23 protein-coding genes, 1 tRNA gene and 1 pseudogene are annotated in these 23,625 nt (G+C 37.4%); 21 read left to right on the top strand and 4 right to left on the bottom strand.

Features of this window, described 5'->3' with window-relative positions:
* The 10 genes from JCM1039_RS12065 to hpt all read left to right on the top strand — a co-directional run.
* Positions 1–1,213, top strand: a 1,213-nt coding sequence (locus tag JCM1039_RS12065) for an IS4 family transposase (protein ID WP_034533183.1), incomplete at its 5' end; no start/stop codon positions are given.
* Between the two features lie 173 nt (positions 1,214–1,386).
* The gene (locus tag JCM1039_RS08930; protein WP_025015495.1) at positions 1,387–2,235 is read left to right on the top strand and encodes a patatin-like phospholipase family protein; all 849 of its coding nucleotides are present in this window, start codon (positions 1,387–1,389) and stop codon (positions 2,233–2,235) included.
* Positions 2,236–2,792: 557 nt separating this feature from the next.
* Entirely contained in the window at positions 2,793–4,673 is a 1,881-nt protein-coding gene (locus tag JCM1039_RS08925) for a PTS sugar transporter subunit IIBC (RefSeq protein WP_025015494.1), read from the top strand.
* Between the two features lie 60 nt (positions 4,674–4,733).
* Complete coding sequence (locus JCM1039_RS08920; RefSeq protein ID WP_025015493.1) at positions 4,734–5,543, top strand: MurR/RpiR family transcriptional regulator; 810 nt, start codon at positions 4,734–4,736, stop codon at positions 5,541–5,543.
* Positions 5,530–6,027, top strand: coding sequence for a hypothetical protein (locus JCM1039_RS08915; protein WP_025015492.1), 498 nt, complete (start codon positions 5,530–5,532; stop codon positions 6,025–6,027). Before JCM1039_RS08920 ends, JCM1039_RS08915 begins: the two co-directional genes overlap by 14 nt.
* A 20-nt stretch (positions 6,028–6,047) precedes the next feature.
* On the top strand, positions 6,048–6,533 hold the full coding sequence (locus JCM1039_RS08910; protein ID WP_025015491.1) for a PTS sugar transporter subunit IIA: 486 nt from the start codon (positions 6,048–6,050) through the stop codon (positions 6,531–6,533).
* A gap of 142 nt (positions 6,534–6,675) precedes the next feature.
* Complete coding sequence (locus JCM1039_RS08905; RefSeq protein WP_025015490.1) at positions 6,676–6,936, top strand: hypothetical protein; 261 nt, start codon at positions 6,676–6,678, stop codon at positions 6,934–6,936.
* A gap of 37 nt (positions 6,937–6,973) precedes the next feature.
* Positions 6,974–7,630, top strand: coding sequence for a nitroreductase (locus JCM1039_RS08900; RefSeq protein ID WP_025015489.1), 657 nt, complete (start codon positions 6,974–6,976; stop codon positions 7,628–7,630).
* A gap of 88 nt (positions 7,631–7,718) precedes the next feature.
* Positions 7,719–9,080 carry a hemolysin family protein gene (locus tag JCM1039_RS08895; protein WP_025015488.1) on the top strand — a complete coding sequence of 454 codons (1,362 nt, stop codon included), beginning with the start codon at positions 7,719–7,721 and terminating at the stop codon, positions 9,078–9,080.
* A 104-nt stretch (positions 9,081–9,184) separates the two neighbouring features.
* Positions 9,185–9,754 (top strand): hypoxanthine phosphoribosyltransferase, encoded by a 570-nt coding sequence (hpt, locus tag JCM1039_RS08890; protein WP_025015487.1) that lies wholly within the window; start codon positions 9,185–9,187, stop codon positions 9,752–9,754.
* 59 nt (positions 9,755–9,813) lie between these two features.
* Here hpt and JCM1039_RS11410 read toward each other — a convergent pair whose 3' ends face one another.
* Positions 9,814–11,106 carry an APC family permease gene (locus JCM1039_RS11410; protein ID WP_034533182.1) on the bottom strand — a complete coding sequence of 431 codons (1,293 nt, stop codon included), beginning with the start codon at positions 11,104–11,106 and terminating at the stop codon, positions 9,814–9,816.
* Between the two features lie 116 nt (positions 11,107–11,222).
* Between JCM1039_RS11410 and JCM1039_RS08880 the strand changes: the two genes are divergently transcribed.
* From JCM1039_RS08880 to JCM1039_RS08865, 4 genes are all read left to right on the top strand, one after another.
* Positions 11,223–11,930 carry a GH25 family lysozyme gene (locus tag JCM1039_RS08880; protein ID WP_025015486.1) on the top strand — a complete coding sequence of 236 codons (708 nt, stop codon included), beginning with the start codon at positions 11,223–11,225 and terminating at the stop codon, positions 11,928–11,930.
* A complete protein-coding gene (locus JCM1039_RS08875) occupies positions 11,930–13,171 on the top strand; it encodes a DEAD/DEAH box helicase (RefSeq protein WP_025015485.1) in 1,242 nt (413 codons plus the stop codon). The genes JCM1039_RS08880 and JCM1039_RS08875 overlap by 1 nt, the downstream gene beginning before the upstream one ends.
* Positions 13,168–14,496, top strand: a complete 1,329-nt coding sequence (locus tag JCM1039_RS08870) for a PTS sugar transporter subunit IIC (protein WP_025015484.1) — start codon at positions 13,168–13,170, stop codon at positions 14,494–14,496. The genes JCM1039_RS08875 and JCM1039_RS08870 overlap by 4 nt, the downstream gene beginning before the upstream one ends.
* Before the next feature lie 52 nt (positions 14,497–14,548).
* Positions 14,549–14,621: transfer RNA gene (locus JCM1039_RS08865), tRNA-Arg, on the top strand.
* 40 nt (positions 14,622–14,661) lie between these two features.
* Here the strand turns inward: JCM1039_RS08865 and JCM1039_RS12060 are convergent.
* Positions 14,662–14,850, bottom strand: a complete 189-nt coding sequence (locus tag JCM1039_RS12060; protein ID WP_081775155.1) for a hypothetical protein — start codon at positions 14,848–14,850, stop codon at positions 14,662–14,664.
* A 115-nt stretch (positions 14,851–14,965) separates the two neighbouring features.
* On the opposite strand from JCM1039_RS12060, the gene wecB reads away from it, so the two are divergent.
* Positions 14,966–16,108, top strand: a complete 1,143-nt coding sequence (gene wecB, locus JCM1039_RS08860; RefSeq protein ID WP_025015483.1) for a non-hydrolyzing UDP-N-acetylglucosamine 2-epimerase — start codon at positions 14,966–14,968, stop codon at positions 16,106–16,108.
* Positions 16,109–16,124: 16 nt separating this feature from the next.
* Here the strand turns inward: wecB and JCM1039_RS11405 are convergent.
* Together JCM1039_RS11405 and JCM1039_RS08850 are read right to left on the bottom strand one after the other, a co-directional pair.
* A pseudogene (locus JCM1039_RS11405) lies at positions 16,125–16,645 on the bottom strand (GtrA family protein).
* The gene (locus JCM1039_RS08850; RefSeq protein WP_025015482.1) at positions 16,638–17,084 is read right to left on the bottom strand and encodes a flavodoxin domain-containing protein; all 447 of its coding nucleotides are present in this window, start codon (positions 17,082–17,084) and stop codon (positions 16,638–16,640) included. The pseudogene JCM1039_RS11405 and the gene JCM1039_RS08850 overlap by 8 nt, the downstream one beginning before the upstream one ends.
* 135 nt (positions 17,085–17,219) lie before the next feature.
* On the opposite strand from JCM1039_RS08850, the gene map reads away from it, so the two are divergent.
* The 6 genes from map to JCM1039_RS08820 all read left to right on the top strand — a co-directional run bounded on the left by map (position 17,220) and on the right by JCM1039_RS08820 (position 23,591).
* Entirely contained in the window at positions 17,220–18,047 is an 828-nt protein-coding gene (map, locus tag JCM1039_RS08845; protein WP_025015481.1) for a type I methionyl aminopeptidase, read from the top strand.
* 9 nt (positions 18,048–18,056) lie between these two features.
* A complete protein-coding gene (locus tag JCM1039_RS08840; protein WP_025015480.1) occupies positions 18,057–18,992 on the top strand; it encodes a YihY/virulence factor BrkB family protein in 936 nt (311 codons plus the stop codon).
* A gap of 48 nt (positions 18,993–19,040) precedes the next feature.
* Positions 19,041–19,940 carry a UTP--glucose-1-phosphate uridylyltransferase GalU gene (gene galU, locus JCM1039_RS08835; protein ID WP_025015479.1) on the top strand — a complete coding sequence of 300 codons (900 nt, stop codon included), beginning with the start codon at positions 19,041–19,043 and terminating at the stop codon, positions 19,938–19,940.
* Positions 19,941–20,055: 115 nt separating this feature from the next.
* Positions 20,056–21,216 (top strand): thiolase family protein, encoded by a 1,161-nt coding sequence (locus tag JCM1039_RS08830; RefSeq protein WP_025015478.1) that lies wholly within the window; start codon positions 20,056–20,058, stop codon positions 21,214–21,216.
* Positions 21,216–22,427 carry a hydroxymethylglutaryl-CoA reductase, degradative gene (locus JCM1039_RS08825; protein ID WP_025015477.1) on the top strand — a complete coding sequence of 404 codons (1,212 nt, stop codon included), beginning with the start codon at positions 21,216–21,218 and terminating at the stop codon, positions 22,425–22,427. Before JCM1039_RS08830 ends, JCM1039_RS08825 begins: the two co-directional genes overlap by 1 nt.
* Positions 22,428–23,591 (top strand): hydroxymethylglutaryl-CoA synthase, encoded by a 1,164-nt coding sequence (locus JCM1039_RS08820; protein ID WP_025015476.1) that lies wholly within the window; start codon positions 22,428–22,430, stop codon positions 23,589–23,591.
* Positions 23,592–23,625 lie beyond the last annotated feature (34 nt).

Here is a 23,625-nt window from a genome sequence, read left to right as displayed (position 1 = left end):
AATGGGAGCTGGCAGCCTGAATTCGGAAATTTTTCATGCTTTTCCTGACATAAATTCTAGAATGACTGCTTCGGCTTTTGAACAACAAAAGGCTAAATTAAAGCCTGAATGCTTTAAAGAAATTATGTTAGAACTTAGCCGGGCAAATAATGCACTGCAATTATTAGATAATCAATACTTAGTTGTTGCGATTGATGGCTCTGATTTTGATCAACCTTTTAATCCCGAATCAGAAAATATTTTTCGAGGTAAAGATGGTCGAATATACTGTCAACTTCATGTAAATGCTCTTTATGATGTCTTGAATAAATTATATTTAGACATGGTTATCCAACCTAGACAAAAAATGGATGAACGTGAGGCAGCCTTAACTATGTTAAAGAAATTAGCCCAACAAGAAAAAGATTTTCTAGTCCTGATGGATCGTGGCTACATTAGCTTTAATTTAATTGAAAATTGCAATCGATTAAAACATTGCCACTATGTTATGCGATCAAAATCCGGAGATGGTGCTTTTAAAGAAATTGTAGCTATGTCGAATCATGAATACGATATTGACTTATCATGCAGAGTAACTTCGTCACATTATTATTATGTCACCCATAAAGATACAGAAAAGTTTCTTCACCTGATTCTTCACAAAAAGCATCACTATAAAGCTGTTCGTTCTAAAAATACCAGAGATCAACGCTGGGATTTTGAGGATATGTGTGATGTTAGATTTAGAGTTTGTAAGTTTAGAATCAATCCACCAGGTTCAGACGATGAGTGGGAAGTCCTCATCACCAATTTAGATCGAAATGAATATCCTCTAGCTAGAATGAAAGAGATCTATCATCTTCGCTGGGGAATAGAAACTTCTTTTAGGGAGCTTAAATATGACTTAAGCGGCATACAGTTTCATTCTAAAAAAGATCAATTTGTTTATATGGAAATATACGCCCATTTTGCAATGTATAATGCCGTAAGTTTATCAATAATTGCGAGCTCAAAAGCGTATACTCAGGGAAAATATCAATATCGAATAGATTTTAAAATGGCCTGTTGTATCTGGCGACGATATTTTAGTATAAGTGATAATTCAGATAAAAACTTCACACAATTACTGCTGGATGTAGCATTTTATTTAACGCCCATTCGACCAGGAAGAAAAGATAAACGAAATCTAAAAGTTAAATTAGTAGTTGGCTTTCCTTATCGTCTAGCAGCTTGAACTAATTTAAACGGCTATCTTAAGATGGCTTATTTGTGCTATCAAAAAAAAGACATTTATCGAATAAAATAATTCGATAAATGTCTCAAAAAGTGTCATTAGATTAGTCAATGTCTTAACTTAATGACATTGTACTAAAAATATAGGTCTTTTTTATTTGGTGGAGGGACAAAATGAAAACAGGGTTGGTACTAGAAGGCGGCGCGATGCGGGGGCTTTTTACTGCAGGCGTGCTCGACGTGTTAATGGAAGATAACGTTACGTTTGACGCAGCGGTTGGCGTTTCAGCTGGTGCAGCTTTTGGCGTGAATATGAAGTCAAAGCAAATTGGAAGAGTATTGCGTTATAATTTGCGTTTTGCAGGTAAGCCATACTATGCCAGTTGGAAGTCCTGGCGTAGATCAGGAAATTTATATGCGGAAAATTTTTGCTTCCATATTATTCCTGAAAAGCTAGATGTTTTTGATAAGAAAACGTTTATGGCAAATCCGATGGAGTTTTGGTGCGTGGCTACTGATGCGGCAACGGGTGAGCCTGTTTATCATAAGTTGAGGGATGCTGGCTACGTTGATTTGGAATGGATTAGAGCATCGTCTTCAATTCCATTTTTTGCCCATCCTGTCGCAATTAAAGGTCATTACTATTTTGATGGCGGTGTTTCAGACTCAGTTCCATATGATTTTTTGGTGAAAAATAATTTTGATAAAAAGGTTGTCATTACAACGCAACCTAAGGAATATCGCAAGAAGCAGAGCAAGCTGTTTCCAATTGAAAAAGTTATTTTGCGTGAATATCCTGCTGTTTTGAAGAAATTGGCGACTAGAGCAGAGGACTATAATGCCGTTCTAGACGAGATACAGCGAGATGAGGATAATGGTGAAACTTTTGTAATTAGACCGCCATATCCGCTTAATATCGGCACTGTCGAGTCTGATAAAGATGAGATCAAGTGTGTGTATGAAGTTGGGTGTGAAGAAGGAAAAAAGATTTTGCCAGGATTGGTGGAATATTTGAAAGATTAATATTTTGAATGAAATTATAAGTAAAAAACGAGTGTGAAAGTGATTCGCACTCGTTTCTTTTGTTTCAGAAAAGCCGAAATATTTTGCATTTATTTTTATGTATATTTATAGCTTATGTGCATAGCATATTTCTTAACAGAGAAAATTCGTATGTAAAGCAATTTGTTAAACATAGGCTATTAAAGGGTTAAATGGCTCTGAAAAAATCGGTCTAGATAGATCAAAGCACTGAAAAATATTTCAGCAAATGAAATAATCCGGTAATACCATGAAACACTAAGTCAGCATTTGTAAAAACGCTTACATAAGGAAGAAACTATGGTATAAATAAAATGTAAGCTAGCTACGAGAGATAGAGCAAGATCTAAATTTGATATCACTTAGGTTTCTATCTCGATCGATTTATTCGAGGAGTAATACTTATGAGCTATTTCATAAGTAGATGTTAGTTGTTTTCGAGCACCTTCCAACTAACTGGATTTAATGAAATAAGATATAGGTGTAAGCGCAAGAATCAGTTAATTTATTTAATTTCTTTCTTTGAGAGGTAAATTATTATGATGCAAAAGATTCAGCGGTTTGGGGCCGCTATGTTCGTCCCAGTTATGCTGTTCTCGTTTGCGGGTATTGTCGTAGCTTTAGGTAGTTTGTTCAATAACCCGACTCTGTTTGGTTCAATTGCCAATCCGGGAACTACATGGAACTCAGTTTGGGACACAATTTCAGCTGGTGGTTGGACAGTCTTCAACCAAGAAGGTATTTTGTTTACTGTAGGTTTGCCAATCGGTTTAGCCAACAAGGCTAGAGGTAGAGCAGCCATGGAAGCAGTTATCGCTTACTTGACTTACAACTACTTCATCGGTGCAATGCTTACCCACTGGGGTGCAGCATTTGGTATTCCTAACTTTGACAAGATTCAAATTGTTGCTAACGCTACTAACCACGGTTTAACTAACATTGCTGGTATCAAGACTCTTGACACTAGTATCTTAGGTGCCTTGGTTGTTGCTTTGATCGTTGTATGGCTACACAACAAGTACTTTGACAAGAAGTTGCCAGACTGGCTTGGTACTTTCCAAGGTTCAACTTATGTCTACGCTTTAGCATTCTTCGTAATGATTCCCTTAGCACTCATTACCTGCTGGGGCTGGCCAAAAGTTCAAATGGGTATCACCAGCATGCAACACTTCATCGTAGATAGTGGATTTATCGGTGTTTGGATTTACCAATTCTTGAACCGTGTATTGATTCCTACTGGTCTTCACCACTTGGTATACATTCCATTCCAATTCGGTCCAGCCGTTGTTGCCGGCGGTTTGCAACCATACTGGTTGAAACACCTTGCTGAATACGCTGCAAGTACTAAACCACTTTCACAAATTGCTTCAGTTGAAGGATTCCAACTTTACGGTAACGAAAAGGTATTCTTAGTACCATTTATCTGTCTTGCCTTCTACGCAACTGCTAAGAAGAACAAGAAGAAGCAAACTTCAGCTTTGCTTATCCCAGCTGCTTTGACCTCAGTATTAGCTGGTATTACTGAACCTATTGACTTTACTTACTTGTTCGCAGCTCCTGTACTTTGGGTAATTTACTCAGTATTGTCAGCTACTATGAACACTGTAATGTGGGCCTTGGGTTTAAGAGGTTTCATGTCAGACGGTGCCATTGGTATCGCATCAATGAACTGGTTGCCACTTTGGGAACACCACTGGCAAACATATGTAATGCAATTTATCGTTGGTATTATCTTCGGTATCGTTACTTACTTCGTATTCAAGATCATGATTGAAAAGTTCAACTACATCACTCCAGGTCGTGAAGCTGATGACGAAGACGTTAAACTTATCAACAAGAAAGAATACAAGCAAAAGATGGCTGCTAAGGCAGCAGGTAAGGATGCAAACGATCCTTACATCGCAAGAGCTACTGCATACCTTGACTTATTAGGTGGTGCTTCAAACATTACTGAATTGTCATCATGTGCTACTAGATTACGTGTATCTGTTGCTGATCCAAGCAAGGTTGCTCCAGACTCACAATTTAAGGCTAACAAGGCTGTTAACGTTGTTCACCACGGTAAAGCATTACAAGTTATTGTGGGTCTTGACGTTCCTCAAGTTTTGGACGAAATGACTCAATTGATGCAACAAAGCGGCAGTGACGCTAAGGTTTCAACTGAACAAGATAATCCATACATTGAGAGAGCTACAGGTATCGTTGACCTTCTTGGTGGTGGCGAAAACATTAAGGATGTAATTGCTTGCTCAACTAGAGTAAGAACTCACGTCTTTGACACTAAGAAAGTTGCTCCAGATTCTGAATTCAAGAAGATCGCAGATTCATACGAAGTTCAACACAAGGACAATAACGAAATTGACATTGTTGTTGGATTGGATGCCGATCAAGTTGTTGATCAGATGAAACAATTATTATAACTGTAAGCGCTTGTGGTATTATTAATATATAAATTATATATTGATAAGGACACAGCAATTATGGCAAATTTAAGATCAATGGTCTATGACAGTAATACTAAACTGAATGACTCTGAAAAACAGATCATTCAGTACGTATTAAATAATCCAAAAGACTGTAGCAAATTAAGTCTAGCCAAGTTAGCTAAAAAGCTATATGTATCCGAATCAGCGATATTTCGTTTATGTAAAAAGCTTGGCTTGAGTGGTTACAGTGAACTGAAATTTGATTTGGTGGAACTCGCCGAGTCGAATCAAAAGCCAGTCAAAATTGAAAACAATTTTGCAAAAGAGCTTAGCAAGGTAAATGTAGATGTATTAAAGTATTTCAAACAACGAGACTTTAATAGTTTGTACCGTGATTTAGATAATGCTAATACTATCTACATTTATTCTACTGGTTGGCAGCAGGAATTAATTGCACAATATCTAGCTCATGAACTGTTTGTAGTGGGCAAGAATGCGACGGTCATGCCGTCTGCTCTTGATGAGTTAAAAGCAGCAAGCCGTTTTGCTAAAAAAGGCGACGTCTTATTCATCATCTCTTTCACGGGTGATAATGCCACGATTAATGAAGAGATTACTAAGTTGGAATTAGTGAATGATAAGTTTAAATATGTTTCCTTCACTAATATGATGCAAAACAAATTAGCTTCACTTGTTCAGCACAATATTTACTTTCCAGCAATCGCTTTTACTGACGACGCTGATTTTAAGAGTGGCAAGGTTGCTTTTACTCCTGCTTACTATCTGATTGACTTGCTTATTAGTGAATATGTAGCTTGGCAACAAAACCAAGGAGAGGATGTTGAGATTAATGTGGGCAATTAGCAAGCAAAAAGTGGAAAACTTTTTCGGCCGAATGACACAGAGCATGCATTTGGATGCCAAGAAAATTATTAGCTGGTATTCATACATACTTTTCATTGCTCCATTATTATTCTGGGCATTGATAGCGATGCGCAGTGGAGCTTCGAGAGAACCGATTCAGTCGATTATTATGAAGCAGCCGGCCGTCGCAATTGGTACAATCATTGCGATTGTAGACTTTGTGTTAGGTTACTACTTACTGTTAAATAAAAAGAAGTTCATGGTTAACCGCCAGACTTATCGCTTCTTTATGGTAAGTCAGTTAATTGGACAAATTGTTGTCGGCAACTTGCTTTGTGCAATTTTAGCTGTCTTGGGAATGTACAAGGCAACTGCTTTGAAGAAGACGCAAGATAATGTAAATCCTGTAATTATAGCTATTTCAATTGTATCAGCTGTATTACTTGCATGCTGTCTTGTGTTGATATTGTTACTTGAATTTTAGAAATCCAGAGGTTATAAATTATGTTTAATTTCTTTAAGAAAAAGAATAAAGGTTTGGAAGTAGACGCAGTAGTTGACGGTACAGTAATGCCAATTACTGATGTAGATGATGACGTCTTTTCAACAAAGATGTTGGGTGATGGTTTTGCTATTAAGCCAACTGATACTCACATTTATGCACCAGTTGCCGGTACTATTTCTACGCTTTTCCCAACCAAACACGCCATTGGTATTAAGACTGACAAAGGATTAGAAATTTTGATTCACTTGGGTCTTGATACTGTTGAATTAAAAGGTGCTCCGTTTACAGTAGACGTTAAACAAGGCGATAAGGTAGAGAAGGGCCAACCTTTAGCAACCATGGATTTCAAGCAAATTACAGATAAGGGCTATGATGATAGCTGTATCGTTGTTTACACCAACATGGATATGGTTAAATCAGTTACTCCTGTTGAAAAGGGTACAGTTGAACATTCCCAAAAAGTACAAACTGTTGAATTTAATTAGTCACTTCCCCCCTCTCTTATATAGAACTTTTTATAGGGCTAATTAAAAAGATAGTTGAAAAGCTTAGCTTCTTAATGGAAGCTGAGCTTTTTTTTGGTATTTTTTGTTAAGATATATATAGTAAGAAAGCGAGGGCTAGTAGATGAAAAAATATCGTCCAAATACTAAGGCAATTATTGTAGGAATAATATTTATGCTGGCAGGAATTACTTGTTGGGTTATTAAAGCTTCATTTATTCCTAATGGTGCTGTATTCTTATTTCCAATAGGATTGCTATTAATTTGTATTGGCGGATTGACGATGACTATTACTGCTTTTATTGCAATGCGTAAAAATGACGTGGCAATGAGTGCTTTTTTGAAAAAGCAAGAGCAAGAGAGAAAAGAAGCAGAGAAAAAGTAAAATTGTCGAGTATGTTTTTAAAAGGAATTGGTGGAAAATGAATTTTAAAGAAGTTTTTCAAAATGAACATGTAACACGGAAATTTACCAACAGAAAAGTTCCAGAAAAAGCAATTGCTGAAATCATTGAACAAGCACAGCAATCTCCATCATTGCTTAATTCTCAACCTTGGCGAGCATATGTCTTGATGGGGGATGCTTTAGCTAAGTTTAAGAAAGCTTCAGCTGAAAATGTTGATAATAAAGTTAAACCAAATGAAGACTTTGCTTCAATGCTTTCACTTGACTGGGATACTTTCCCAAGCAGCAACATGGCAACTATGGGTGCTTCACAAAGTTTCTTCTTTAGAAATAAGTTGAACTTGTTTACTGAAGCTAATAAGAATATGTTTAATGCTCCAGCAATCATCTTTTTGACTATTCCAAGAAATTCACCAGCCTGGTCAGTATTTGACTTGGGAATTTTTGCACAAAGCATTATGCTCTTGGCTGTTAACCGTGGTTTAGGCATTATGCCAGCTCACTCAATGGTGTCATATCCTGATTTGGTAAGAAAATATACGGGTATTCCAGAAGATGAATATGTAGGAATGGCAATTGCTGTAGGTTACATTGATCGAAATGCAGAAATCAATGATCCTGTCTTCATTCCAAAGAGAGTACCATTCAGTAAAATTTATAAGGTAACTAAGTAGTTGTGACTTGTGTAAAACTGAACTATTTTAAGCAATAAATGGTAAAATAGGTTTTAGTAAATAATTTGTAAAAAAAGGTGATAATGCTTTGAGTCCAGCTCAAATAGTAACTAATTTAGTTGCAACTTTATTGATTTTTATTGTTGCTTCTTTCTTTGTTGCCGCAGAGTTTGCTTTGGTACAAACTAGACCTAGTCAGCTTGAAGATATGCTGGCCCAAGGTCAAGGCAATAAGAAGAAATTGCAACGTGCACTTCATATGACGCACAATTTAAATGAATATCTGTCAACCACCCAGGTTGGTACTACTCTTGTTGGTGTAGTATTGGGTTGGTTCTCTGCAGACACGTTTGCGGTAATTTTGGAAGATCTATTCCATTTAGCTCCAATGAGTGAATCACTCATTAAATCAGTTAGTGCCATTTTAGGTGTGATTTTGTTAACCTACTTGGAAGTTGTATTAACAGAAGTCGTACCTAAGAATATTGCCATTGATAAACCTGTAGGTATGATGATGTTGATCGTAACGCCACTTCATATCTTCCACACAATCGTTTATCCATTTGTATGGCTACTTAATACTAGTTCCAATGGTATTTTGAAGTTGATGGGCTTTCAACCGGCTGACGAAGAAAATGAAGTATATTCACAATCTGAAATCATCAAGTTGTCACGTAACGCTGTGCATGGTGGTTCTCTTGATAAAGAAGACCTTACCTACATGGAGCGTGCCTTTGAATTAAATGACAAGATCGCTAAAGACATCATGACTGATAGAACGAGATTGTCAGTACTTGATTCAACCGATACGATTGCTTATGCCTTGAAAAAGTACCTAAAAGAAGGTTACAGCCGTTTTCCAGTTGTACGCGATAATGATAAGGATGACGTTGTAGGTTACGTCTATGCTTATGATATCGTCCAACAGAGCCAAATTGATGCCAAGGTTCCTGTAACAAGAATCATTAGAACTATCATTACTGTGCCTGAATCAATGCCTATTCAAGATATCTTGCACTTAATGATTTCTAAGCACACACCAATTGTTTTGGTGGTTGATGAATACGGTGGTACCAGTGGTATCGTAACGGATAAGGATATTTACGAAGAGCTCTTCGGTTCTGTTAAAGACGAAATTGATGATGTTTCTGATGACTACATCATCAAGGATAAAGAGGGCAACGTTCATGTTTCCGGTAAAACTACTTTGTATGACTTTGAGCGTTACTTCCACACTGATTTGAAGGCCTTCCAAGATAGCGACATCATTACTATTGGTGGTTACATGATGGAACATTATCCTAACTTGAAGAAGGGCGAATCAGTTGAACTTGAAGGCTACAAGTTCATGCTTGATAGCATTGAGCAAGGATTCATGCGTTGGTTTATTGTTGAGCCAATTAAGAAGAATAATAAAGCTGATTCCGATCAATCTAAGGCAGAAAAATAACGAATATTCAGTGAAAGCGTCGATTTTGACGCTTTTTTTGTTTAAAGATGTTATAATTTCAATTATCAGATTAGTTAAATATATAGGATTGAAGGGTAGATTAAATGGTTAAAGGCGACAATATTAACGATATTATTGATCACAAGTTATTTTCTGAAGAAGATATTCATGAAATGTGCGTACGACTTGGCAAGCAATTAACTGAAGACTATGCTGGCAAGAAGCCATTGGTTGTCGGTGCACTTAAAGGCGCAATTTATTTCTTAACAGACTTAACTAGACAAATGGATGTTGCACACCAATTGGACTTCTTGGATGTGTCTAGCTATGGTGATGGCTTTGAATCAACTGGTAAGATCAAGGTTGTAACTGACTTAGCAGCTGATGTTAAAGATCGTGACGTATTAATTATTGAAGATATTGTTGATACTGGTCTTACTTTAAAGTTCATGAAGGACCTTATTAAGGGCCGTGGCGCTAAGAGCGTAAAGTGTTGTGCAATGCTTAATAAGGAAGCTCGTAGAAATGTTGATGTCGACGTTGACTACTACGGTTCAAAGGTTGGTAACGAATTTGTAGTTGGTTACGGTTTGGACTTTTTGAACATGTACCGTAATCTTCCTTACGTTGGTGTATTGAAGCCTGAAGTTATCCAAAAATACGTTAACAAGTAGTAATAAAAAAGAGTATAAGAAAACTATCGCAGATTTGCGATAGTTTTTTAGTTGTTATTCTATTTTTGTTTGTAGTAATAAATTGGTAAACCAATTAAAGTTAAGCCAATACCAATGAGTGATAATACGAACTGATTAATGATCGTTGATACAACGATAAAGATACCACCTAATATTGAAATTATTGGAATGATTGGATACCACGGCACTTTAAATGGACGAGTGAGCTCTGGTTCACGCTTGCGCAAGATAATCACAGCAATTGAGAGCATGGTGTTGAAGGTCCACATGACGAAAACTAACATGTCAGTTAAGACTGTGAAGTTGCCTAAAAGAATCATGATAATGGCAATTGCATCTACGATTAAAGCACCAAAGACTGGCACACCAGTGTGAATGTTGGCTTTACCAATCTTTTCGGAGAATGGCAATAAATTATCTTGAGCCAAGATGTAAGGGGTTCTCATACCTGTGAGCATGAAGGCATTAACAGCACCATAAACCGAAATCAAGATGCCGACTGTGACAAGTTTCCCACCGAACTGACCAAATAGTTTCATAGATGCTTGAAAGGCAGCGTCATTGTTGTTGACCAGTTGATTAATTGGTAAAACCGTTAAGAAAGTATAATTGATTAAAATATAGATCAAGGTAATAGCGGATAAACCAAAAATAATTGCTCTTGAAAGATCACGTTCTGGATTTTTAACTTCATTAGCTAAGTTGGTTACAACAATCCAGCCTTCGAAAGCAAACAAGGCGGAAAGAAGACCTTGACTGATCGCACCTGAAAATGATTTGCCAGCTCCAACTGTTAATGGCAAAAGCGGAGCAGCAATCTTGTTTTGGTTAAACATCCCCCAAATGATAATTAAAATAATAGGAATGATCTTCAAAACGGTGATAACAGATTGCATTTTGCTAGAAAACTTAGTTCCGATTAGGTTGATGCCTAACAAGAATAGTACTAACAGAATCGCCACTACATTAGCATATTTTGCTTGAATGCCAAATAAAGAGACAAACTGTACACCGAAAATCGAACTCAGCGCCCCGATCTGGGCGGGAAAATAAACGATCATCTGCGCCCAGCCAAATAAAAAGCCCCAGACGCGTCCATAAGTATAATCTAAATATTTAATCGCACCATTAATTTTTAAACTCGCTGCAATTTCTGAAATGGTTAAGCCAGAAGCAATCGAAATAATACCGGCTAATACCCAAACAAAGATTGTCGTAGAACTACTGCCTGTTTGCGCAGTAATGATACCGATCTTGAAGAAAACGCCGGCTCCAATTACAGAACCAACCACGGTTGCCAAAGCTTGGCCAAAAGAAATTTGTCTTTTCATATACTTCACCTTCGTCAAAAATATATATCTTAAATATTTTAGCATATCTATGTTACAAGTATTGGTGTGATGAATGGGTTCGGGTAAAATAATAGCAGGGGGGAAAGAAAAGATATATGGGAAGATATCATCATAAATATACTTTGCCAGCAATTATAACTTTACTGTTATTAGCGATTGCATTTCTTTTAATTGGCTTTTTTAATTTTAAAAGACAAACCACTCTTCCGCCGAATTCTAACTCGAGTGCAATTGGGATTCAGCTTAACCAAGATGTTGACTATGTGGATTTGCATAAATTGCAGGCGAACGGTATTTCCTTCGTTTATTTAAAATCAACGCAAGGCAGATCATACTTTGATGAAAATTATCTATCCTATCGTGATCAGATTTTGGGAACCAAGCTTGCTTTTGGCAGTATGATTCTATATAGTAATGAATCGACGCCCTTGCAGCATTACCGCTACTTTTTTGAAAAAGTGGGCGATAACACGGGCAGCCTACCAATCCTGCTTGAGCCAGCCGCAACTAGCCGCAGCAAGCGCTATTTAACGTCGATGGCACGATTTGCCAGCATGCTTGAGCAACGTAAAAAAGAAGTAATTGTTGACGTGGATTATAAGTATCATAAGTATTTCACGCCGCAAACAAAATTTATGTCAGTAGATGGGAAAGCGCCAGATAAATTAAAGTATTCGTTTTGGCGTTATACTATCAACGGACGCGTCAATAACGTCACAGGTCTAGAAAAAGGCGTTACAATGTATGCGTATAACGGAACCGTTGGTCAATATAGACAAAAGTATGGACAGTTAACACAATAATGTATCAAGAAGAAATAAAACAAATATTAATTAAACAACATAAAGATAAGCCAACTTTGATTCAAAAAGAAACTTACGACGCCATTAGAAATGGTGCTTCTTTGGTTGGTTTAGCCAAAACTGGGACTGGTAAGACATTAGCTTATGCACTTCCTAGTTTGGAAAGAGCACAAAAAGGCAATGCCAATAGCATAGTAATTATTGCGCCAACAACAGAGCTTGCAGTGCAGATTCGTCATGCCATTAATCCATTTATACACGCATTAGGATTAAAAGGTGCAAGTTTAGTGGGTGCCGGTAATCGTAAGCGTCAAGAAGACAATCTTAAGAAAAAGCATCCAGAAGTAATTGTCGCTACACCAGGAAGATTTTTTGATTTCTTTTCTAGCGGTAGAATTAAGTTGGGTCAAATCAAGACATTGATTATTGATGAAGCTGACGATATTTTGGAATTTACTAAACTAGAATTATTATCTTCATTAGGACAAAATTTAGGACCTGACAGCCAAGTATTGTTGTTTGGTGCTACAGATTCCGAAATTACTAGGGATGCAGAAGAGATCTTCAACCGTCATTTCCTTTTAGTTGACGTTAGAAATGAACAAAAGTCAGCAACTAAGCATTACTTCTTGCAAGTTGATAATCAACACAAGATTGAATTCTTGCAAAGAATGACTAAGTTGGATCATTTTAAGGGGATTTTGTTCTTCGATTCAAACAAGACAATGATGCGTTTTGCTGGAATATTTGGTCATACTAAAACTAAGTTTGAACTTTTATCTAATGAATTTGGTAAGCAAAAGCGTGAACAAGCTTTGCAAGATTTGGCTTCCGGTAAAACTAAATTACTTTTGGCAACTGATTTAGCTGCGCGTGGTTTGGATATTCCTGATCTTACTTATGTTATTAACTATGAAATTCCAAGTGAGACTAATACGTATTTGCACCGAGCCGGACGTACTGGCCGAATGAATGCGGAAGGTTATGTCGTAACATTAGGCGATGATCATGACTTTAGAGATCTGAAAAAGCTTTTAGCAGATCAAATCAAGTTAGAAAGAGTCTACTTTGCTGGCTACCATTTGACTACTAATAAGCCTAAGGATAAGAAGCAAAAATATGAAGAAAAATCAAAGTCAGTTAATGCTAACGAGGTAGTTAAAAATAAGAAAAAGAAAGGTAAAAAGAAGCGCAATAAAAATAAGGGTTACCACCCACATTACTTGAAGGTGAATAAATGAGTCGGTTAGTGAAGTGGCTAGAAGATTATGTATTGCCGATAGCTAGCAGATTAGGACAGGTAAGATGGCTGGTGGCATTGAGGGATGCCTTTATTTCTCTGATGCCAATTACTATTGCCGGTTCACTGGCAGTATTAATTAAAAGCTTAATTACGGCTGCCAAAGTTCATCTAGGCTGGAATACATTCGCTTTTGCAATGCAGCCGCTAGTTTCAATTAGTGACTTAGTGTGGCGCGGCACTTTCTCACTGTATGCCTGCTTCTTTGCGCTAGCATTAGGTTATCAATTAGCTAAAAACTTTGAAGGTAATCGTTTAGCTGCAGCGATTGTTTCGCTTTCGTCTTTTTCATTGAGTATTGCCAATTATGCCAAGATTAGATTTCATGGTGAGAGTGTAGTAGTCAAAAATGCTTTTGATATCAGTCAGTTTTCAACGACTGGATTATTTACGGCAATTTTATTTGGGTCAATTGGCTTTTTAATTTATTATGCTTGTTATAAAGCTAGATTTATGCTTCATTTGTCCACAAATATGCCTCATGCAGAACAGGCTGCCTTTGATTCACTGATACCAGCAATGGTTGCTGTTTTTAGCGTGGGCGGGATCAATTATCTTTTCCAAGCAGTAACACATGATTATTTTGGCGATTGGCTGTTAACTACTATTCAAATGCCACTAGTAAAATGGGGCCAAGGTTTCGGTACCGTTTTATTAGTTACCTTGCTGGTACAAGTATTTTGGTTCTTTGGAATCAATGGCTTGGGCGTTTTATCCCCAATCCTTGATTCTATTTGGTTGACCGCACAAAATGGCAACATCACAGCTGCAACTAGTGGAAAAGTTCCGCCCTACGTTTGGGTAAGAGGATCATTTAATGTATTTGCCTGGTTTGGTGGTGCCGGTGGTACCTTGATGTTAATCGTCGCAATCTTAGTATTTTCAAAGCGAAGTGATTATCGTACGATTGCCAAGATTGCTTTGGCACCGGGCATCTTTAATATTGGTGAACCAATTTTACTAGGACTTCCTGTAGTGCTTAATCCGGTTTACTTAATTCCATTTTTGTTAACACCTGTTGTAAATGTAGCATTTTCATATTGGGTTAGCGTGATGGGACTAGTTAATCCTGTACAGGTAGCAGTGCCAAGCATTATGCCACCGATTATTGGACCGTTTTTGGCGTGTAATTATGACTGGCGTGCGATAATTTTAAGCATTGTGGATATGTTGATTGCATTCGCTATTTGGAGTCCATTTGTAATTGCGGCAGATAAAATCGCGGATACCAACAATCCTAAGACGTTCTTTACCACACAATTTTAGTAAAAAAGATTAACTAATTACCTAATTTCTGGTAAAGTTAATCTTGTGTTTTGGCCCCGTAGTTCATCTGGATAGAACAATGGTCTCCTAAACCGTAGAGGTGAGTTCGAATCTCACCGGGGTCATAGAAAAAAAGCCATCTGATTTTTTCAGATGACTTTTCGTTTAGCCCATTGGATTGAGCATAATGAAAGTAATTAGTCCCCAAACTAGGAAGACACAAATGAGTGCTGTATAAAGCAGTCTTCTTCTTGTTTTAGGTGGCTTAGATTTGTCTAAACCGAAGACTAAACAGAAACAACCGATGATGATCACAAAAGCGGTTGTAATTAAAACTAATAAACCTGTATTCATAAATAAATATACCCGACTTTCTTTAGTAACATATTAATTAAAGCATATTGTATAAATGGGGTGCAAGATAGTCCTAAATCAGTTATAGTAAGATTAGGTTTTCGGAGGATTTTTTATGCAAAAAATTAAGGTAATGACTGTTTTTGGCACGCGTCCAGAAGCAATTAAAATGGCACCACTTGTTTTGAAATTAAAAAAAGACGACCGCTTCGAAGAGGTGACCGTTGTTAGTGCACAGCACCGTGAAATGCTTGATCAAGTGCTTGAAATTTTTAAGATTAAGCCTGATTATGACTTCAATATCATGCATAAGAATCAGACTTTAGAAGAAATTACTTCTAAGGTAATGATTGATTTGTCTAAGGTAATTAAAGAAGAAAAGCCGGACATTGTTTTGGTTCATGGTGATACGACAACAAGCTTTGCGGCGGCTCTTGCGACATTTTACCAACAAACGATTTTGGGTCACGTGGAAGCAGGGCTGAGAACTTGGAATAAGTATTCGCCATATCCTGAAGAGATGAACCGTCAAATGACTGACGATTTAACTGACTTGTATTTTGCTCCAACTGAATTGTCAAAGAACAACTTGCTTAAAGAAAATCACAAAGCAGATAATATTTTTGTAACTGGTAACACTGCAATCGATGCTTTGAAACAAACTGTCCAAAAGGATTATCATCACGCAGTAATGGATGACATTACGCCAGGCAATAAAGTGATTTTGGTTACCATGCACCGACGTGAAAATCAGGGTGAACCAATGCGCCGCGTCTTCAAAGTGATGCGTCAAGTAATCGATTCACATCCTGATGTGGAAATTATTTATCCAGTACACTTGTCGCCAAGAGTGCAACAAGTAGCTAACGAAGTATTAGGCGGCGATCCGCGCATTCACTTGATTGAACCGCTTGATGTTGTTGACTTCCATAACTTGGCTAAACGCAGTTACTTTATCATGACTGATTCAGGCGGCGTACAAGAAGAAGCGCCTAGTCTTGGTAAGCCAGTGCTTGTATTGCGTGACACAACTGAACGTCCAGAAGGTGTGAAAGCTGGTACTTTGAAGCTGGTTGGGACTGAAGTAGATAAAGTAAGAGAAAGTATGCTTGAACTTCTTGAAAATAAAGAAGCATATGACAAGATGGCTAACGCCAAGAACCCATACGGTGATGGTTATGCTAGTGATCGCATCATGGATGACATTTACTACTACTTCCATAAAGACGAAGTAGCTAAGCCAGCAGATTTTGAATAGAAAAAAGAAGCAGTTTTTACTGCTTCTTTTTTGCTTTTTGTTCTTGAATGCGCCTTTTTGCACGTTCAATCATAGTATGTTCTTGTTTTTGAAAGACAGATCTAGTAGTTAGATAATTGAAAATTCCGACTAAAACTTGGTCAATAATTTTAACCAAGAGGCATTTAAGTGAAGCCAGGACAAACCAACCAACATGATTAAGGTATCGGGAATTAAACTGATTACTCTGTAAGTAAAAAAAACAATTAGCTTGTGCCAGGTACTGTGTTCATGATCTACGTTATTAATAAAAACGGCTTTTTGGTTAAAGTAAAACGAAGCCAAGTTGGAAATGATGAACGCAATGGTGTTGGAAATCACCATTACGTTGTGCCACCAAGAGTGTAGAACCATGAAGACTACAGTATTGATCAGCGCAGCTACAAAGCCAAAAATCGTGTAGACCCATAAATTGCGGTGCCTTTTGATTAGCTTTTGTCCTAATTTGCGAATCTGAGCTTGATCACCAATAGTAACTTCTTTTTTACTTTTAGTCATTTAATTTATCGGCCATTTCTTTTGCAGCTTGATCGATTAAATCGATCGCATCGTCATCAGGTGCATTTTCAATAGTAACAGGCTTAGTAATTTCTGTAGCATGACAAGCATTGAATGCTTTTTCGTAATCGAATACATTCTCACAGAAATGTTCACCATAAGTCTTGTCACCTGATCCCATTACTGCAAAATATTTACCGGTAAGATCAAGCTTCTTTAATTCTTCGTAAAAGTCGGCAATTTCGTCAGTCATTACACCTTCACCGTAAGTATAGGTGATGAAAATACAAAGGTCGCTATCTAAATAATCGCTTGCATCAGTAAAGCCCACATCGCTTGTTTCAACATCAAAGCCATAATCTTGTAGATCTTCTTCTAAAATATCTGCCATGTCTTCATCGTTACCAGTCATGCTGGCGTAGACAATTCTTGCTTTCATGATTTTTCATACCTTTCACTGCGTTATACGACATCTTATTATACATGAAACTAGTCGTTTTTAGCTAAACTTTTAAAAATCTTCATTAAAACGTTATAATAAAAGAGAGTATATTTTTTTAAAGGAGAAATAATTTTGATTACAATTAAATCAATTCGTGAACTTAAAGGGATGCAAGCTTCAGGCCATCTTCTTGCTACAATGTTTGAAGGCTTGCGCGACGTTATCAAGCCAGGTATTTCTACTTGGGACATTGAAGAATGGTGCCAAAAGTATGTTAAATCAAAGGGTGGTCGCTTATCTGAACAAGGTTTTGAAGGCTATAAATACGGCACTTGTATTTCAGTTAACGATGAAATTGCTCACCAAACACCTAGAAAAGATAGAATCTTGAACGAAGGCGATATCGTTAAGGTTGACGTAACTTGCAACTTAAACGGATACGAAACTGACTCATGTACTACTTACCCAGTAGGTAAAATTTCAGACGCTGATAAGAAGTTAATCGAAGTAACTAAGAAGGCTATGTACCTCGGTATTGATCAAGCCGTTTTAGGTAACCGAATTGGTGATATTGGTGCCGCAATTCAACACTGGGTTGAAGATGAAAACCACTATGGTGATGTTCGCGAATTAGTTGGTCATGGTATCCAACCATCTATCCACGAAGATCCAGAAGTTCCACACTGGGGTAAAGCAGGTCACGGTTTACGTCTTCGTGAAGGTATGACTATCACTTGTGAACCAATGGTTGAAGCAGGTGGCGATTGGCATATTGACCAAAGAACTGTTAATGACCCTAACGACGATTGGGTTTACTACGCAACTCCAGATGGTTCAAACGCAGCTCAATTTGAACACACCTTTGCTATTACCAAAGATGGTCCTAAGATTTTGACTTTGCAACGTCCATACGATGGTTTAGAAAAGTACATTCCTCACTTTGACGAAATGGACGATTAGGTTTTATGAATGAAAAATAAGAATCGACTCGATTCCAAGCTGGGCCAATTTTTTCTTATTTTACGTACTATTTTGTCTCAAGGCGAAATTCTGGATAGTTCGATCGTAATTGCCTATTATGTCTTGTTTTCGATCTTTCCGATCATCATTATTATCGGAAACGTTTTGCCGTTATTTCATATTGATACGGCACCGATTGCTAAATATCTTGATTTTGTATTTCCAGACCAGATATCAAAATACATTATGCCGATTGTCAATTCGCTCCTTAAAACAACTTCAACCGGATATATGTCTTTTGGTATTGTGATTGCTATTTGGTCGTTTTCCAATTTAGTTAATGCGATTCGGTTAGGTGAAAATAGACTGTATGGCGTGCGTCAAATTGAACTTCAACTTTCGATAGTTAATTTCATTTGGACCAGAATGATTACGATAGCTTTTACGACCCTAATGATAATTATCTTTACAGGCGCGACTTTAGCATTGGTTTTTGGACAGCAGTTATTGCATTTCCTGACTCCAATTTTTCAGTTGCCTGTAAAAGAGATAGATAAAATTTTTAGTTATCGTTATCCAGTTGTACTTTTGATGATGATCTTGGCTATTTATTACCTTAACTATGTATTACCGAATATTAAGTTGAAAAAAAGGGTAATTTGGCCAGGGGTGATTGTAACGGTTATTGGCTGGCTAGCACTTTCGTTTTTGTTTAGCTTTTATTTGCATAATTTTCCGATTACTTGGGAAAACTACGGTATCATTGGTACCTTTATTATCTTTATGCTGTGGCTGAACATAGCGGCGATTTTATTCCTTTTTGGCGTGGGAGTGAACGCAGCGATCGTGCGCAATCGTGTAGGAGAATTGGAATATTCTGCTGGTAGGGTAGCAAGTTATATTCAAGATAAAAGAAGAAAAACAAAAGTAGCTGAAGACCAATAAATTTGCTATGATAATTGCATAAATATAGAAAGTAGAAAGTGTATTTGTATGAAAGTAAGAAAAGCTGTTATTCCGGCAGCAGGCTTAGGTACTCGATTCTTACCTGCTACTAAAGCTTTACCTAAGGAAATGTTGCCAATTGTTGATAAGCCAACAATTCAATTTATCGTTGAAGAGGCTAAGAAATCTGGTATTGAGGATATTTTGATCGTTATCGGCAAAAACAAGCGCCCTATTGAAGATCACTTTGACTCTAACCCAGAACTTGAACAAGATTTGGCTGAAAAGGGTAAAGACGAGCTTTTGAAATTAACTCAAGGCATTACTAATCTTGGCGTTAATTTGTACTACACTAGACAACCACATCCTGCTGGCTTAGGTGATGCTATTTACCGTGCGCGCAGTTTTGTAGGGGATGAACCATTCGTCGTTATGTTAGGTGACGACTTGATGGATGATAAAACGCCACTTACTAAGCAACTGATTGACCGTTACAATAAGACTCATGCATCAACAATTGCCGTTATGCCAGTACCACACAAAGATGTTTCAAAATATGGTGTAATTGAACCAGAAAATGAAATTATGCCAGGTTTGATCAATGTTAAGTCATTCATTGAAAAGCCAGACATTGATAAGGCACCTAGTGATTATGCAATTATTGGTCGTTATCTTCTTACACCAGAAATTTTTGATATTTTAGCTCATCAAAAACCTGGTCGTGGTGGCGAAATCCAATTGACTGATGCCATCGATACTATGAACAAGACGCAAAGAGTTTTTGCTCATGTATTTAAGGGTGAACGTCACGATGTTGGTAACAAGGAGGGCTACCTTGAAACTTCAATTGAATATGGTTTGAAGCACCCTGAAATTAAGGAACAACTTCGTGCTTATATTCAACGCTTAGGCAAGCAATTTGAAGCTGAAGATAAAGCCAAAAAGTAAATGATCTTTAAAGATTCTGACAGACTACACGAAAGCGTAGTCTTTTTATGTATTCTTAATAATTTTTTGTTATGAACATATTTATCGAATTTTACATGATGGAGAGAATAAATAAGTGAAGGATATATATATTGTTGCAGCCAAAAGAACACCTTTTGGCAAGTATCGTGGCTTTTTTAAGGATACTTCCGCAATTGAGTTGGGGGTAATGGCACTAAAGGGAACTTTAAAAGCAGGAAATATTAATCCGCAAGATGTTCAAGCTCTTTTTATGGGTAATGTTTTAGGTACAGGTCTTGGTGAAAACACGGCCCGTCAAGTTGCTCTTAACTCAGGGATGAAACAAGAATCAGCTGCAGTTACAATCAATGAAGTTTGTGGTTCAAGTTTAAAGGCAGTTCGTTTGGCACAAGGCCAAATGGAAATGGGCGACTTGGACTTGGTAGCTGTTGGCGGAAGCGAAAGTATGACACGTGCACCGTACTTTGTTAAAAAAGAATACAAGGCTGATCCAGCAGATCATCTGACCAGTACGATGATCAATGATGGTTTGATGGACGCCTTTTCTGGTAAACATATGGGAATTACCGCTGAAAATGTAGCAGAGAGATACCACGTTTCTCGCAGAGAAATGGATGAATTCAGCTTACGTTCACATAAGTTAGCAACGGAAGCAACTAAATCTGGCTTTTTAAAAAATGAAATTTTAAAGATCGAACTTAATGGTCAAACTTTAGATCATGATGAACCAATTCGTTCTGATACTAGTCTTGAAGCTTTGAGCAACTTAAAACCAGTTTTCAAAGAAGATGGTCAAGTAACAGCAGGTAATTCATCTCCATTAACTGATGGAGCAAGTATGCTGGTGCTTGCTACTAAAGAAAAGATGGAAGAATTACATTTGACTCCAATTGCTAAATTAGGTGCATTTGCGGAAGCCGGCTTTGATCCAGCTTACATGGGCTACACGCCATACTATGCTGTTAAAAAGTTGTTAGCTAAGACTGGCCGTAAGATTGATGACTACGACATCATTGAATTAAACGAAGCTTTTGCGGCTCAAAGCGTTGCTGTGGCAAGAGATTTACACATTCCAATGGATAAATTGAATGTTATGGGTGGTGCCATTGCGTTAGGCCATCCACTTGGTGCAACAGGTACTCGTTTAGTGGCTTCCGCAATTAGTGGATTGAAAAATAGAGATGGCAAGAGAGCTTTGGTTACTTTGTGTATTGGTGGCGGCCAAGCAATTGCCTATGAAATCGAGAACGCATAATGAGGTTTTATCAATTACAGCCTGAAGAGCGTAGAAGAATCTTACGGGCTGAAGGGATTAAATTAGAAGACATTGATGATCAAGTATTAAAACGTTTAGATGAGTTAAGCGAAAATGTGATTGGTCAATTGCGTTTGCCTTTGGGTGTAGTTCAGAACTTATTGGTTAATGGACAAAAATACATGGTACCAATGGCAACAGAAGAGCCATCTGTGGTGGCCGCTGCCAATCATGGTGCTAGCATTTTTGCTAAAAATGGCGGTGTAAAAGCTGTTAGTCATAGAGATGGAATCTATGGTCAAATTGTTTTAAAGGTTGATGAACAATTTTCTTTAGCTGATTTAGAAGAAAAATTTCCTGAATTGATCGATTTAGCTAATCAAAAGTTTACTAGTTTAGTCGGTCATGGTGGCGGAACTCGTTCTATTTCGGCTAAACAAAACGGTAATTTGGTTTATCTCAAAGTTTTAGTTGATCCGGCTGAAGCGATGGGGGCTAATAAGACTAACTCAATTCTGGAATTTTTGAGTGCCAAGTTAGAACAATTTGATCATGTTGAAGAAAAGCTTTTTGCTATTTTATCTAATTATCCTAGCCAATTAACTAAGACTGAGGTAAAGATTGATCCAATTGCCATTGGTGGTGAAAAAGTTGCTCAGCGTATCGTATTGCTTAGTCAGATTGGCTATGACGATTCATATCGTGCGGTAACTAACAACAAGGGCATTATGAATGGTGTCGATGCAGTTTTAATCGCTACAGGCAATGACTATCGCGCAATCGAAAATGCTACTGCAGTCTTGGCAAATCGGGATGGTCAATATCGTAGTTTATCAAAATGGACAATGGAAGATGATAAATTAGTCGGTGAGTTGACCTTGCCAATGGCGATTGGCGTTGTAGGTGGTTCAATTAAAGCGCGTCGCGATGTCCAGCAAAGCTTTTCAATTTTAGGCAAAAACATTACTAGTCAAACTTTAGGCGAAATTATTACTAGTATTGGTTTAGCAAATAATTTAGCAGCGTTGTTGGCTATTTCGACTGTTGGCATTCAAGCTGGACATATGAAATTGCAAGCGCGCAATGTAGTAGCTGAGCTTGATGCAACTGAAGAAGAGAAAAAGACTGTTTTGAATAAAATGATAGAAGAAAAGAATTATTCAGAAAGTCATGCGAAGGATATTTTGGAGAAATTAAGAGAGGAAAAATAAATGCAAGTAGGTATTGATAAAATCGGACTTTTTACGCCAAATAAATATGTAGATATGGTTGATTTAGCACATGCAAGAAACCAAGATCCTAACAAATTTTTGATTGGTATTGGTCAAAGTGAAATGAGCGTTGCAGATCAAACCCAAGACGCAGTTTCTATGGGAATTAACGCAACAATGCGTTATATTGACCGTATTGATAAGGATAAAGTCGGTTTGCTTGTCTTTGGTACAGAAAGCAGTATCGATCAATCTAAGTCTGCTTCTTTGTTTGTTAAAACTGCACTTAATTTAAAGCCGGAAGTTAGAACTTTTGAAGTTAAAGAAGCTTGCTTTGGTTTAACTGCTGCTTTAATGATTGCACGCGACTTTGTTAGAGTTCACCCTAATCAAACAGCAATTGTTATCAGTAGTGATATTGCTCGTTACGGCGTTGGCACTCCAGGAGAAGTTACCCAAGGTGCCGGCAGTATCAGTATGTTGATCAAGGCTGATCCAAGTATTCTTGCATTGAACGATGGTCACAGCGCCTACAGTGAAGATATCAATGACTTTTGGCGTCCAAACTTCTCACGTGTAGCTATGGTTGAAGGAAAATATTCTACTCAAGTTTACTTAGACTTCTTTACTAAGACTTTTAACGATTACAAGAAGCAAAAGAACCTCAAGACTAGTGATTTTGACGCGATTACTTATCACATGCCATTTACTAAGATGGCTCTTAAGGCAAATAGAATTGCAGTAGAAGGTCAAGATGAAGAAACTACTAAAAAGTTAGAAAGTAGTTTTGAAGCCGCTAAACAATTATCTCGTCGTATTGGTAATGCTTATACTGCTTCTTTATACATTAGTTTGCTTAGCTTGCTCGAAAATGATGACTTGTCAGCAGGTTCATTAGTTGGACTATTTTCATATGGTTCAGGAGCCATGGGTGAATTTTACAGTGGTAATTTGGTTGAAGGCTATGAAAAAGAGATCGATAAAGCCAAAGATATGGCATTACTTGATCGTCGTAAGAAATTGACTATTCCTGAATATGAAGACGTCTTCAATACAGCATTGGAAGATCCAGAAGATGGCAAAGAATTAGTCAGTGATGATAAAAAGGGCACTTGGTACTTTGCTGGTACTAAGAACTATGTACGCCAATATAAAGAAAAGTAATAAATAAGCAAAAAGAACCTAGTTTAGCTAGGTC

Source organism: Lactobacillus kitasatonis DSM 16761 = JCM 1039 (assembly GCF_000615285.1).
Taxonomy (GTDB): Bacteria; Bacillota; Bacilli; order Lactobacillales; family Lactobacillaceae; genus Lactobacillus; species Lactobacillus kitasatonis.
Note: the sequence above shows the minus strand (reverse complement) of the source record. Positions and strands in the feature narration are given on the sequence as shown.